The 14589-nt window shown below is 71.1% G+C and carries 6 protein-coding genes and 1 pseudogene; 6 read left to right on the forward strand and 1 reads right to left on the reverse strand.

Features of this window, described 5'->3' with window-relative positions; all coding sequences use genetic code 11:
- The first annotated feature begins 336 nt into the window (after positions 1 to 336).
- The 6 genes and pseudogenes from ACFYMU_RS05200 to ACFYMU_RS05225 all read left to right on the forward strand — a co-directional run.
- The gene (locus tag ACFYMU_RS05200) at positions 337 to 7533 is read left to right on the forward strand and encodes a DEAD/DEAH box helicase (protein ID WP_388368055.1); all 7197 of its coding nucleotides are present in this window, start codon (positions 337 to 339) and stop codon (positions 7531 to 7533) included.
- Positions 7530 to 9890 carry a UvrD-helicase domain-containing protein gene (locus ACFYMU_RS05205; protein ID WP_388368058.1) on the forward strand — a complete coding sequence of 787 codons (2361 nt, stop codon included), beginning with the start codon at positions 7530 to 7532 and terminating at the stop codon, positions 9888 to 9890. Before ACFYMU_RS05200 ends, ACFYMU_RS05205 begins: the two co-directional genes overlap by 4 nt.
- A gap of 446 nt (positions 9891 to 10336) precedes the next feature.
- Positions 10337 to 11374, forward strand: coding sequence for a helix-turn-helix domain-containing protein (locus tag ACFYMU_RS05210; protein WP_388368061.1), 1038 nt, complete (start codon positions 10337 to 10339; stop codon positions 11372 to 11374).
- A gap of 142 nt (positions 11375 to 11516) precedes the next feature.
- Positions 11517 to 12149 (forward strand): transposase, encoded by a 633-nt coding sequence (locus ACFYMU_RS05215; protein ID WP_388368064.1) that lies wholly within the window; start codon positions 11517 to 11519, stop codon positions 12147 to 12149.
- Positions 12150 to 12216: 67 nt separating this feature from the next.
- Positions 12217 to 13416: an IS30 family transposase gene (locus tag ACFYMU_RS05220; protein ID WP_388369127.1), complete on the forward strand. Its 1200-nt coding sequence runs from the start codon at positions 12217 to 12219 to the stop codon at positions 13414 to 13416.
- 7 nt (positions 13417 to 13423) lie between these two features.
- Positions 13424 to 13696 (forward strand): annotated as a pseudogene (locus tag ACFYMU_RS05225) (integrase core domain-containing protein); the annotation flags it as partial.
- A gap of 216 nt (positions 13697 to 13912) precedes the next feature.
- Here ACFYMU_RS05225 and ACFYMU_RS05230 read toward each other — a convergent pair.
- Entirely contained in the window at positions 13913 to 14563 is a 651-nt protein-coding gene (locus ACFYMU_RS05230) for a restriction endonuclease (protein ID WP_388368067.1), read from the reverse strand.
- Positions 14564 to 14589: the final 26 nt, after the last annotated feature.

Genomic DNA, 14589 nt, shown 5'->3' on the forward strand with positions numbered 1-14589 from the left:
TAGGGAGCCGACGCAGCGCCGGTACACCTGGCAGCCGGGGCGCGCAGTCATCGTCGGCCGGGCAGCGGGATCTCGACGTCGGTATGGCGGGCGTGGCTGCGGGTGACTGGGTTGGCGGCACGGTGGTTCGTCGGCACAAGAGAAGGCGATGCCTTGGTGTGCGGACTCATGGGCAGAGTCGCCGGCGGACCGTCCCACCAGTTCCTCCCGGCTGATTCGTTCCTCACTGTCAGTGGCCGGACGTAAGGTGGTGGAGATCGTGTACGGGGCGACGGGGCCGGGGGAACCGTCGGCGGGCGTCCCGTGTCTGGCCGTACGGGAGGGGCTGCGACCGCCATGAGACCCACACTTGCCGCGCAGGCGTTGCGCGACACGGCGGTCGAGTACCTGACCACCACGTTCGCACTGGCCGAACCTGCCACGCAGGAGGCGCTCACCGACTTCCTCACCGATCCCGCCGACGGGCTCTTCCGGGGCCCGTACCTGCGCATCCGGCGGCCGTTCCGGTCCGCCCCAGGCGGCTGGGAGCGGTATCTGGACTGGTGGCGGGAGGGTTTCCGGCCGTACGCGCACCAGGCGGAGGCGTTCGCGCGGCTCACCACCAAGGGCGGGCACGTGCCGCAGCCCACGCTGGTGACGACCGGTACGGGGTCCGGGAAGACCGAGTCGTTCCTGGTGCCCGTGCTCGACCACTGCCGCCGGGAGCGGGCGGCTGGGCGGGCCGGCGTCAAGGCGGTGCTGCTGTATCCGATGAACGCGCTCGCCGGGGACCAGGCGGGGCGGCTAGGGAAGCTGCTGAAGGAGGACCGGCGGCTCGCCGAGGTGACCGCCGGGCTGTACATCGGCGAGGCGACCGCGCGCGGTGCGGCCTCGCCGTACGGGCGGGTGATGGTGGAGCGGGCTGAGATACGCCGCAATCCGCCAGACATCCTGATCACCAACTACAAGATGCTGGACCTGCTGCTCCAGCGGCAGCTCGACGCCCCGTTGTGGGCGGACGCGGACCTCGCGTACGTGGTGATCGACGAGTTCCACACCTACGACGGCGCGCAGGGCACGGACGTGGCGATGCTGCTGCGACGGCTCGGCGCGGTCGCCGGGGCGGCTCAGGAAGGGCGGCCGCTCGGGTCGGTGTGCCCGGTGGCGACCTCGGCGACGCTCGGCGAGGGCGGACCGGACGACGATCCGCAGGCCTCCGGAGGTGGCGGGGCGCGCGCCATGCTGGACGTGGCGTCGCGGGTGTTCGGCACGTACTTCCCCGACGACTCGGTCATCGGGGAGGACCGGCGGGAGCTGAGCGTCTTCCTGAAGCCGCTGGACGCCTCGCTGCCCGCACCGTCGCCCGACGAGGTGGCCGCGCTGCCCGATCCGGTGGCCACTGCCGGCGGGATGGACCGGCTGGCGCGGACGGTGCTCGGCTGCGACACGTCCGACGCCCGGGAACTGGGGCGGCGGCTTCTCGCGCACCCGGTGACGCACGACCTGCTGGCCACCGGCGTGGACCGGCCGCTCACCTTCGAGGAGGTGCTGGGCGCGTTCCCGGCGAGTTCGCCCTGGCGGCTGGCCGTGGAGCAGGACCCGGTGACCGCCGTGGAGGCGCTGGCCCGGTTCGTGGCGCTGGTCTCCGAGGCCCGCGATCCGGACGCGCCGGACGGGGAGGAGCGGCCCCTGCTGCTGGTCGAGAGCCATCTGTGGGTGCGGTCGCTGTCACGCGTGCTGCGGTTCGTCTCGCCCCGGCCGGTGTTCTCCTGGTCGGATGACGACCAGGCGGCCGCCTCCGCCGTGGCGTCGGCCGCGCAGGAGGAGCGGCGGCGTTCGGTGCGGCGGTCTGGCCGGCTGCCGTCGGCGTACTGCCGGCACTGCGGGCGGTCCGGCTGGAGTGCCGTGTGCCCCGAGCGCAACCCGTCCGTCCTGGTGACCGCGCCCGAGGACATCTACCGGCTGAGCGCGGGCGGCGGTGCCGGGAAGGCCCGGGTACGGGCGATGATCGCGGCGACGCCCGCCGAGGCGGCCGAACAGGCCCGGCGAACCCTCGCGCGGGCGCGGCGGCGCAACGCGGCCTGGCGGGACGCGAGCGTGCTCGTGCTGGAGGACAACGGGGAGCGGCTGCGGCCCGTCGACCCGGACGAGGTGCTGCTGCCGGGCGGGCGGATCGCCGACGCCCCGGACAACGGAGTGTTCGTCAAGCTGTGGTACCTGAACCAGGACGCCGACGAGTTCGCCCGGCAGGACCGCTGTCCGGCCTGCGGGCAGGCCGAGGGCATCCGGTTCCTCGGCGCGGGCGTCGCGCCGCTGGCCTCGGTGGCGGTCACCCAGCTGTTCACCGGCGGCGAGCTGCCCGCGCGGGACGCCGACGGCAACGACCGGCGCCGCACCCTGGTCTTCAACGACTCGGTGCAGGACGCCGCGCACCTGGCCGGGTTCGTCGCCAGCCGGGCCTGGAAGTTCTCCCTGCGGTCGCTGGTGCACGAGCAGCTGACCGAACAGGCGGCGGTGAATGCGGAGTTCGCGAAGGACGGCGTACCGCTGAACGAGCTGATCGCCGCGCTGGTGCGCCGGGCGTCCGTGGACAAGGAGAAGCTGCTGGCCTCCGTCGTCCCGCCGGACCTGCACGACGTGGACGGGGTACGGCGGCTGCTGGCTGGCCGCAAGCGGCTGCCGAAGGGCACGTGGAACCTGGTCGGGGAGCGCCTGGCCTTCAACACACTGCTGGAGTTCGGGCTGCACGCGCGGCGCGGACGGACCCTGGAACTCACCCGGGCCGTGGCCGCAGAGGTCCACCTGCCCGACGCGGAGACGGCGGCGAAGACCGCCGAGGCCCTCTACGAGGAGGTTCTGCGGCAGCAGTTGCCGTTGGCGGAGACGCCGGACGGGAAGGCGCCGGACGAGGGGACGCCGGACGGCCCAGAAGCCGAGGACGGCGGGCCCGAGGCCGAGGACGGCGGCCCGGACGCGGGCGCGGTGGCCGGAGTGCCCGCCGCCGGGCCCGAACGGCTGCGCCGCTTCGAGGGGTTCGTGCGCGGACTGCTGGAACACGTCAGGGTCAGCGGCGGCATAGGACACGCGTGGCTGGACACCTTCATCCGCGAAGAGGGCCGCGACCGCTACAGCGTGTGGGGCGGCCGCCCGGAGGGGATGCAGGCGTTCGGGCGGGGCTCCGAGGCGCCCGCGTTCGTCCTCGTCGGCTCCCGGCCCGGCCGGACGGACTTCGAACGGGTCGACACCAGGGAAAGCTGGTACACCGACTTCACGGCCCGCTGCCTGGACCTGGACCGCGCCCTGGCCGGTGACTACCTGGCCAGGCTGCTGCCCCGGCTCGCCGAACCAGGCATCGGCGCGCTGGCGTACCGGCGAACCGGCGAGCAGCGGGCCGGACGTGGCCAGGACCGGGCCGGGGTGTACGGGCTGACCCCGGGGCACGTCCGGGTGCGTCCGCTCGCCGACGAGGAGACGGCCGACGCCGCGCTGGTGTGCCGCGAGTGCGGCTGGACGCAGACCGTGCCCCCGGAGCGGATCGGGGTGTGGGCGGGGCTGCCGTGCCCGCTGAAGGGCTGCGCCGGCGCCCTGCGGCGGCCCCCGGCTGCGGACGCCGGGCGGGCCGGACGCGACTACCGCGGCGACTACTACCGCCGCCTGTACCGGGAGGCCGACCCGTACAGCGTCGTCGCGGCCGAGCACACCGGCGTACTGGGCCGCAGGCAACGAGAACAGGTCGAGAAGGGCTTCCGCGAAGGGGTGCGGCACACCGACCCCAATGTGCTCTCCTGCACACCCACCCTGGAACTCGGCATCGACATCGGCCAGTTGGAGGCGGTTCTGCTGGCCTCGCTGCCGCCGACGACCGCGGCGTACGTCCAGCGGTCCGGCCGCGCCGGGCGCTCCACCGGCAACGCTCTGCTGGTGTCCCTCGCCGACACCAGCCCTCGCTCCCTGTACCACCTGGCCGAGCCCCGGCACCTGATCGCCGGGCGCATCCTGCCGCCGGGCTGCTTCCTGTCCGCCACCGAGCTGCTGCGGCGCCAGTTCACCGCGTACCTGCTCGACCTCGCGGGACGGGGCACGCTGGAGGGCGTGCTGCCGCTGCCGGACCGGGCGACCGCGCTGTTCGGGCCCGCGGGCTGGCTGCGCCACTTCGGGCGGGCCGTCGTCGGCAGGACCGACCTGGTGGACGACTTCCTGCGGCTGTTCCCCGAGATCGAGGGCGTACCCGACTCGGGGGCGTCCCGTGACGCCCACAAGGAGCTGCGCCGCTACGTGGAGCCACTGTCCGGCGACGGCGACGCGACGGCGCCCTCGCCCGAGCGGTGGCTGGCCTGGCGGCTGCGGGACGCCGAGGCCGCCTGGGAGGCGGAACGGGCCGAGCTGGTGGACCGGCTCGCCGCGATCGACGAGGCCGCCGAGGCCCTGCACGACACCGTCGAGGACGAGGCCCGCGAGAAACGCACCCTGGGCCGGGAAGCCGGAGCCGTACGCGGTCAGTTGCAGCTCCTCGCCCAGTCCGGCGCGCAGGCGTTCCTCGTCGAGCGGGGCCTGCTGCCCAACTACACCCTGGTGGAGAACGGCGTCCGGCTGGAGGCGGTCCTCACCCACAGGGAACTCGCAGGGCGGACCCGCGGCGCACAGCCGGAGCGGAAGCCGGGGACCCGGTGGCGCACCGAGACCCGCCTGTACCAGCGGCCCGCCGAGGCCGCACTGACCGAACTGGCGCCGGGCAACTCCTACTACGTGCTCGGCTACCGGCACGAGGTCGACGGATTCGACCTCGGCGCCCGGCCCCACAACAACGGCGAGCAGACCGGGGACGGGGAGGAGAGCCGGCCGGCGATCGCGGTGTGGCGGGTGTGCCCGGATTGCGGTCACGTCCGCACCGGGCGGAACGCGGAGACGGACACCTCGCCGTGCCCGCGCTGCGCCGGCCCCGGCATCGGCGGCCGGTCGGCGCGGTTCTCAGTGATCGTGCCGCGCAAGGTCACCTCCCGTGACCGGCGGGACGACGCCCGGATCATCGACGACCAGGAGTCCCGCAGCCGCCGCTACCACTCGACGGTGACGGCGGTCGACGTCGACCCGGCGGCCGTCAAGGAGAGCTGGCGGCACGAGAGCGCCGTCTTCGGCTTCGACCACGTACGGGAGGCGGTCGTACGCCGCTTCAACCTGGGGCTGTCCAGGCCCGGCCGGCATCCGGACACGTTCTTCGCCGGACAAGAGGTCACCGTCAGCCCGTTCACCGTGTGCCCGCTGTGCGGCGGGGCCACCGACCGGGACCCGGGGCATCCGCCCGTGCAGGAGCAGCTGAGCGAGTCGATCGCGGCCCGGCCCGAGCTGGCGCACCACAGGCCCTGGTGCCCCACCCGACGGCGGGCCCGGCCCGTGGAGGCGGCGGACACGCGGGTGATCACGTGCGCCGAGCACCGCACCGAGGCCCTGCGTGTCCTGCTGCCCGCCGCGACCCTGCACGTGCCCGAGCGGCTCGCGTCGTTCTCCGCCGCCCTCCACCTCGGCCTGGCCCTGCGCTACGGCGGCGACCCCGCCCACATCCGGTCCGCCCCCACCAGCGAACCGGACCGGGCGACCGGCCTGACCCGCAACCACCTGGTGCTGTACGACTCCCTGCCCGGGGGCACCGGCTATCTCCAGCGTCTCGTCGAACACGACGGCGAGGAGTTCCGGGCGGTGCTGGCCGGAGCCCAGGCATATCTGCGCAAGTGCCCCTGCGAGAAGGGACCGCGGCGCGCCTGCCACCTGTGTCTGCTCGGCTACGCGCCGGACCGGGACTACCCCCTGCTCGACCGGCGCGAGGCTCTGTGGATGCTGGACGACGTCCTCGGCGTGGACGGGCACAGTCGCTGGGACGTCCGCCGCGTCCGCAGGGAACCGGACGGGCGGCCCGGAGACGGTGAGCGCGGCGAGGGCGTGGATCGCCGAAGGTTCGCGGCGCAGGCGCAGAGCGACCTGGAGCGGCGGTTCATCGACTGCCTGGACCGGTGGCTGGAGAGTACGGCCGACGGTGCAGGGGTGGAGCACGAGGAGACGCCGACCGGCCGCCAGGGCAAGCGGTTCACCCTGCGCGGGCGGAACGGCGCGCCCGTCCACTGGGAGGTGGTCGCGCAGAAGCCGCTCGACGCCCACGGCACTGTCCCGGACCTGCTGCTGCGCCCGGACGAGGAGTCGACCGACGGCGACGGGCCGCGCCAGATGCCGGTCGCCGTGTACCTCGACGGCTACCGCTGGCACGCCTCCGAGGCCGTCAACCGGATCGCCGGGGACGCGGCCAAACGGGCCCGGCTGCGGGCCGACGGCATGCTGGTGTGGCAGATCACCTGGGACGACGTCATCGCCTGGGAGAAGGAACTGCGCGAGCAGTCCGGGCGGGCCGGCGGGGCGGACGCGGACGAGGCGGCGGGGGCGCTCGCCCCCGCGCTGGCCGGACCGCAGGCGCGGGGTGCCTGGCCGCCGTACCCGGTGGACGGGGACGGCACACCGGGCGGCAAGGCACGGGCCCGGTGGGTCCAGCAGCGGCAGGACCCGGCGGAGCTGGACCGGCTGTTCGCCGGCGCGATCCCCGCGCTGCTGGGGTTTCTGGCCGACCCGGATCCGCGCCGGTGGCAGGTGCTGGCACGGCTCGCCGTGGCGGGGCTGATGAGCATGGCGCGCCGCGAGGACGTCGTCGACGCCGGACCCGAGGGAGCGGTGCCGTGGGTGGAGGCCGCACTGCGCGGTGAGGATCGCCCGGCGGTCGTCGGGAGCGGGCTGCGGCTGTATCCGGTACGCGACGGTTCGGGACTGCCCCTGCTGCTGATCGGGGACTCCCGGGTGAAACCGCAGGGGCTGAGCGCGCTCGCGGTGCTGGACGACCGTCCGGAGGCGGTCGCCGGTGACAGCGCCGCGCACCGGCGACGCTGGAAGGCATGGCTGAGCTGGGGCAACGTCCTGCAGTTCCTGGATCCGTCGGGCGAGGGCCGGGCGGACGGGCTGCAGCTGGCCCGCACCGCGCTGGACGCCTTCGACGCGGGCCTGCTGGCCGCGACGGCCGGACAGGCCGGCGGGCTCCTGACGGCGCTGCGCGAGGACCGCAAGGGTACTGGGCTGATCGATGCCGGCGCGGTCCCGGCCGGAGCCGGCGCGGGGCAGGAGCGGGGCACCGGCACCGGCGTGGTCGCGCCCGCCGGGGACACCACGCCCACGGCTCTGGAGTGGGCGGCCGCCTGGCAACTCGTGCTGCGGGAGCTGTCGTACATGGGCGACCCGGCCATCGAGAAGCTGGCGCGCACGCTCGCGGAGCGGGGCGACGTACCGCCGCCCGAGGCCGGGTGGGACACACGTGGCGTCTCCCGCCCCCTGGAACTGGCCTGGCCCACGGCGAGGATCGCCGTCGTTCTGGCCGAGGACGCACAGGACACCGGGTACCTGACCGAGTGCCATGCCGCGGGCTGGCGCGTCGGTCAGGCGGCGGCCTGGGACGAAACCGAACTGGCCGCGCTGCTCCGCGAGACGCGGCCCGGCGTGAGGGACGAGGGAGGCGGAGGAGCGTGAACAGCCCGGTCAGAACACAGGTCATCCCGACCCCGCAGGCCAACGAGGACATCAAGCGCCTGGCCCCCGGCGACAAGAACGCCGTCGGCGACTTCGTCCGCAGGCTGCGCGCCGACCGCTCCAACCGTGCTTTGCTGCTCACCTCGCTGCGCGACACCGGTCGCAACGGCCGGCTCTTCCTCGCGCGGATCGACAGCCGCGGAACGGCCCTGCTGCTGGAGACCGACGAGAACCGCTTCAGCCTGCTCGCCGTCCGGGTCGGGGACACGGCCCGCGACGAACTCGCCCGGATCACCGTGGAGATCAACGAGGTCTCCGGGGGCGTCGAGCTCGTGGACCAGAGTGTGGTCAGCCGTGAGGTCGTCGCGCTTCCGGTCCGAAAGGGCACGGGCGACATCGAGGACGGGGAGCCGTCGCCGGCCGATGACACCACTCATCCGGCCCCCCGGTCGCTGCTGGTGCCCCTGTTCGCCCAGCACGACGACACGGAACTGCTCCGCCTCGGCGTGTCCGCCGCGCTGCTTCCGGCGCTTCGGCGGATCACGGACCGGGCGCAGCTGGACGCGCTGCTGGGCCACAACCTCCCCGGGCTCACCCGCGACGTCCTGCTCGCCCTGAGCGACGGAATGGAGCCCGCCGACGTCCGGGCCCACATCACCGAGGCATGGCGTGCCGACGACAGGGTGGATCCGCACGACTGGGCGAAGGCGGCACGTCGGCCAGTGTCCCGCGTCAGCACCGAGGACGCCGCCGTGCTCGACGCACTCGGCGACGGGTTCGAAGCGTGGCGGCTGTTCCTCCACCCCGAGCAACACCGTCTGGCCACCACCTCATTCAAGGGGTCGGCCAAGGTGACCGGCGGCCCGGGAACCGGCAAGACGGTGGTGGCGCTGCACCGGGTACGTCACCTGGTGGAGAAGCTCCCGCCGGGGCAGACGAGACCGGTGCTGCTCACCACGTACAACACCAACCTCGCCAAGGACCTGCGGGACAGGCTGCACCGGCTCGGCGGGGACGAGCTGGTACGCCGGGTCGACGTGAAGTCGATCGACCAACTCGCCCGTGAGGTCGTCCAGGAGACGCACCCCGGCTCCCCGCTTCCCCCTCCGCTAAGCGACGAGCAGGCGCTGAGCCTCTGGCACCCCGTGTGCACCGAGGCCAAGGTGTACGCGTTCGACGCGGAGTTCCTGGACTGGGAGTTCAGACACGTGATCCTCGCCCAGGGCTGCGGCACCGACCACATGTACTTCCGGGCCGAACGCAGGGGCAGGGGCGTCCTCCAGCGTCCGCAGCGCCGCCAGGTGTGGGAGCTGGTCCAGCGCTACCGGGCGCATCTGGACCGGGAGCACCGCACCACGCACGCGCTCATCGCCGACGAGGCCGCCCGTGCGGAGGGTCGGCGGATGGCCAAGGTGACCGCGCAGGCCCGCTACAAGGCCGAACACGGTGGCCTCGACCTGATCCACCGCGAGGCCGGGAGCGGCATGTGGCTCAAGCCCCGCTACCGGCACGTGGTCGTGGACGAGGCGCAGGACCTGTCCGCCTCCCACTGGCGCATGCTGCGCGCGATGGTGACGCCCGGCCCGGACGACATCTTCCTGGTCGGCGACGCCCACCAGCGCATCTACGCCCACCAGGTGGTGCTGGGGCGGCTGGGCATCAGCACGCCCGGACGGGCGTCACGTCGGCTGACCCTCAACTACCGGACCACACGCGAGATCCTGGGCAGCGCGCAGGGACTGATGAGCGGCGAGCGGTTCGACGACCTCGACGACGGCCGGGACACCCTCGACGGCTACCGGTCCGTGCTCACCGGACTGGCACCGCAGTACTGGCGTGCCCCCGACTGGCAGACCGAGATGCGGGCCATCGCCACACTGCTCAGAGAACGTCACGACCGTCATGGAACGCCCTACGCGGCGATGGCGGTCGGCGTCCCGTCGCGTGACGCTGTCACGCAGTTGGCCGTCACGCTCGCCGACGAGCGGTACGGCATCCGCGCCTGCGAGATCGGCCGGGACATCCCGACAGGAGTTGACGCCGTGCGCATCGGCACACTGCACGGCTTCAAGGGCTTGGAGTTCCAGCGGGTTTTTCTCGCCGGGGTGAGCGAGGGACTCGTTCCGCATCAGAGAATCGAGACTTACCGGTACGACCAGACCGAACGCTACCGGCAGGAGGAACAGCGCTCCCGCTCGTTGCTCTTCGTGGCGGCCACGCGGGCCCGCGACGAGCTGGTGATCACGTGGAGCGGGAAGGCCAGCCGCTTTCTCCCGGACCACGCGGTAAGGAGCGCCGGTCATGCCACGGAACTACTGGTGGACGATGGTCCGCCATCCGGATCCGCAGCGGCATAGTCAGACAAGCGACTCGGACGGCCCGGCCGACTGCCGGGCGGGTGGACGAGCCGTCGCCCAGTTGAGCACGGACGGCGGGCAGTTCCTGGTCTCCGTCGAAGCCCCCGCTGCCAGCAGGCGCCAAGCGAGACGGCGCGACTGTTGGGGCCCGGTGTTCGGAGCAAGGGCCGGTGTGGCAAACCGAGGTGCGGGCGACCAGCGGGACCGCGGTGGCCGGAAGGCTCGCCAGATCCGTCTCGGGGCGCTTGACAACGCGCCGCCTCAGGCGGCATTCCTGTCCCGTCCAGCGGCGTAGACGTACTCAGCGACATAGGAATATCACCGATGTGCCAGAAACCCGCCACGGAATGATCTTGAACCCCTGATGGGGTACCTCCGACATACGCTCGGGAGGGGCCGCTGAGCCCAGTGTTTACGCCGCTCACAGCGCCGTCCATGCTGGCTCCGTGAACATCGAAGACGTACGTACGGCGCTCAGCGCCGGAAACCTTGCAGCGCTGATAGGCCTCGAAGAGTGCGGATGGATGGACGTGAAGTCTGCGCCCTACATGGTCGACACAGAACCCCACCACAAGGAAGAGCTCGTCAAGGACGTCGCCGGCTTTGCCAACACCGCGACCGGTGGGCTGCTCATCATCGGCTTCAAGGCGACCAAGGCCAACGGAGTGGAGACCGTCTCGGAAGTCAACGCAGTGCCACGGAAGCTGGTCGACACGGAGACGTACCGCAAGTTGATCGACGAGCGGGTCTACCCGCACATCGAGGGCCTGGAGCTGAGATGGGTCGAGTGCGGGGATGGCAAGGGAGTGTTGAGCATTGACATCCCAGCTCAGCCCGCCAGCGCGCGCCCGTTCGTGATTCCGCCGCCTACCAAGAAGGACTCGCAGTCGGTCACAGGTCTCGCCGTCCCTGTGCGACGTGGAGACCAGACTGTGTTCTGGAGCCGCCAGGAGGCCCACCGCCGTCTATCCGCAGGATGGATGGCCATCGGAGCCCCGGCTGCCGACGACAGCGGCGTGCATCGGGCGGCCGAGGAATCCGTTGCACTGCACGGGAACACCGCGGACCGGTCCAAGGCGCAGCGGATCCTCGCTGCGATGCCCTTCGACGCGCCCTGGCTCCGCATGCTCCAGGGTCGGCTACCAATGCGCCGGGTCAGGGCGGATGTCACGCGAGCGATCGACACGGCCTGGGATGCCCTCATCGCCGACAACGACATCAAATTCCTCGATCATGAACTGGTGGACGCGCACGCTACGTTCATGGACAGCCTCCGCCGACTGATCAACGAACTCGACAGCATGCACGACCCCGATAACGGCTCCAGCCCCCCGGCCTACGTAGAGGTCCCCCCGGAGTGGAAGCGCTCTGACCCTGAGCGGTACCAGCAGACGTTGGCCGACCTGTCCGGGGCTCGTGACGCCTTCCTTGAGGCGCGCACCGAACTCATGAACTCGCTGAACCGCAGCGGCCTCTTGAGCTGAGCGAGACGCAGACCACGCTGGCGATCAGGGCCCGTCGACAGGGCGACGTGGGCAAGCGGCGAGTTGGTGCACTCCGGAAAGGGCCAGCGGCTCGTCACGTTGGCGGGCTGTTCGTGGTCATGACTGAACCGCCCCGGGTCAGGTGGAGGCGCATCGCGCGAACGCGCTGTTCGAGGCGCACCGTGACGACCCTGAGTTCGGCTACCGCTTCCTGGCTGACGAAGGGCGTGGTGCCGGGGCCGTGATGGCGGACCGGACCGCATGGCGGATCTGCCGGGACAACCACTGGTGGAGCGTGTTCGGCAAGAAGCGCGGCAAGGGCAGGAAGGCCGGCCTGCCCGTGCACGACGACCTGGTCCGCCGTGACTTCACCGCGACCTGTGCGAACCGGCCGTGGCTCGCCGACATCACCGAGCAGGCCACCGGCGAAGGCAAGCTCTGTCTCTGCGCGATCAAGGACGCCTTCAGCAACAGGATCGTGGGCTATTCCATCGACGAGCGGATGAAGTCCCGCCTGGCCGTGGCCGCCCTGGACAACGCCGTGGCACGGCGTGGAGACGTCGACGGGTGCATTCTGCACAGCGATCGCGGATCGCAGGGCGGATTCAACTGGTCGTCGCAACACCTCGTACGCATGGAGGTGTTGGATGGTGCGTCGTCAGCAGGCAGCGGACCGGGCGCTGCGTCCGAAGCTGAGGTCTCCTGGGCATCCGAAGTATCAGCGTCATGTCGAGGCGGCGTTCTGGACGGAGATCGCCAAGGGCCTTCTCGCTGAGGAGGCCGCGGCCATCATCGGCGTGGCGCCGGCGGTTGCGACGCGCTGGTACCGCCAGTGTGGCGGCATGCGACCGTTCGATTCGAAGCCGCCCTCGGGCAGGTACCTGTCGTTTTCCGAGCGAGAGGAGATCGCGCTGCTCAGGGCCCAGGGCAAGGGAGTACGCGAGATCGCCCGAGACGTCAGTCGTAATCCAGGCACCATCTCCCGCGAGCTGCGACGCAACGCCGCCACAAGAAGTGGGAAGCTCGACTACCGGGCGTCGGTGGCGCAGTGGAAAGCAGATATGGCGGCCCGGCGTCCGAAGCCAGCGAAGTTGGTCGCCAATCCGAGGTTGCACGCCTACGTCCAGGAGAGGCTGTCCGGCCAGATCAGCACATCTGGCGGCATGCCGATCGCGGGACCGGTGACGGGCTCGTGGACGGGCCGGAACAAGCCGCATCGCAAGGACCGTGCGTGGGTTCAGGCGTGGAGTCCAGAGCAGATCGCGAACCGGATCAAGATGGATTTCCCGGATGATGAATCCATGCGCATCAGTCACGAGGCGATCTACCAGGCCCTCTACATTCAGGGCCGCGGGGCGCTGAAACGTGAGCTCATCCTGTGTCTTCGGACCGGCCGCGCTCTGCGTGCGCCACGGGCGCGTTCACGGCGGAAGACCTGGGCGCACGTCACACCAGAAGCGTTGATCAGCGAGAGGCCCGCCGAGGCCGAGGACCGCGCTGTCCCCGGCCACTGGGAAGGGGATTTGATCATCAGGCTGGAGCGTTCGGCGATCGGCACTGTTGTCGAGAGGTCGACCCGGTTCACCATGCTGGTTCATCTGCCCCGCGAAGAAGGATACGGCACGATCCCTCGAACGAAGAACGGCCCCGCACTGGCCGGCTACGGAGCGATCTCCATGAAGAAAGCACTCACCAACACGATGTCGATGCTCCCCGAGCAGCTGACGCGGTCGCTGACATGGGACCGCGGCAAGGAAATGTCGGCGCACACGCAGTTCAGGGTCGAGACCGGTATCCCCGTGTTCTTCGCCGATCCGCACAGCCCATGGCAGCGAGGCACGAACGAGAACACCAACGGACTCCTGCGCCAGTACTTCCCGAAAGGCACCGACCTCTCGCGCTGGTCCGCCGAAGAAATCGAAGCCGTTGCTCACGCGCTGAACACCAGACCCCGCAAAACACTTGGTTGGAGGACCCCGGCCGAGGCATTCAACGAGCAGCTACTCTTGCTCCAACAAGCCGGTGTTGCAACGACCGGTTGAGTTCAAGCAGTTTCGCTCCCGGAAGTTCGTCCGGGCGCTCGACCGCCACCGGATGGCCGGATCGATATCGATAGGGAGGGTCGGAGCTGTCGGCGACAACACGGCCATGGAGTCCTTCTTCAGCCTGCTGCAGAAGAACGTCCTCGACCGCCGGACCTGGGCCACCCGCGAAGAACTCCGGACCGCGATCGTGACCTGGATCGAGCGGACCTACCACCGACGCCACAGACAAGCCTCACTCGGCTGGCTGACCCCCATCGAATTCGAGACTGTCATGACCACGCCAGGCCCTCCAAGCCGCGTGACCGAACCTGTCACCCGGACCTGCATCAGACCCCCTCAACGACGCCGGACGGAGGCATACACCAGCGTCTCTTTCCGGCCGCTGCATCAGGCAACGGCAGCAGCCGAAGCAGGCTCGGATTGAACTTACAAAGCAGTTGTCTCCGCCCAACGCACAAGCGCCCTCCCGGGCTGTCCTGCGGCCGTGGAGTGGCTACGCGGCCGGCGCGCTGACCTGGTGCCATGGGGCCGGGCCGGTCTGGGACGCCCACCCGGCAAGGGCGTGCTCGTCGTAGAGGCGGATGCCCTGAACGGTGGCGTAGTTGGCGGCCTGCGCGGTGAATGCGCTCGTGGTGACCATCACGGGGATGTGGGCCCGGTGCACGGAGTAGCAGGTGCCGCCGAACCGTTGCATCTCCGGGGAGCCGACCTTATGAGTGGGCCCGTACCGCTTGCACTGGATGACGAGCCGGTACCCGGTGGGGGCGGTGGCGATGACGTCGGCCCCCAGGTCTCCGGCTCCGCCGATCACCTTGACGTCCGTGCAGCCGTCCCGCTGGCACAGGTAGGCGACGGCGTGCTCGAACTCAGTGGGTCCGAGGGTGTGGTAGCGAGCGATCTCCCGTGACTGCACCTCGCGGATCTGCGCGAGACGCGCGGCCTCGAGGCGGCGCTGCTCCGCCTTGCGGGCGTTGCGCACCAGGTAGATGCCGCCAGCGGCGAACGCGGCCAGGAGCAGCGGGATACCGAGGGCCGGGACGTGCTGGACCAGTTGGAGGAGGATCACGAGCGGAACGAGGACGGCCCACAAGAGCCGGATGACGACAGACTGGCAGGACGAACCGCGGGTGCGGCTTGGCGACATGGAGATCCCCCCGGGGCGTGATATGT

Origin of the sequence: Streptomyces sp. NPDC007264 (assembly GCF_042869095.1) — a bacterium.
Taxonomy (GTDB): domain Bacteria; phylum Actinomycetota; class Actinomycetes; order Streptomycetales; family Streptomycetaceae; genus Streptomyces.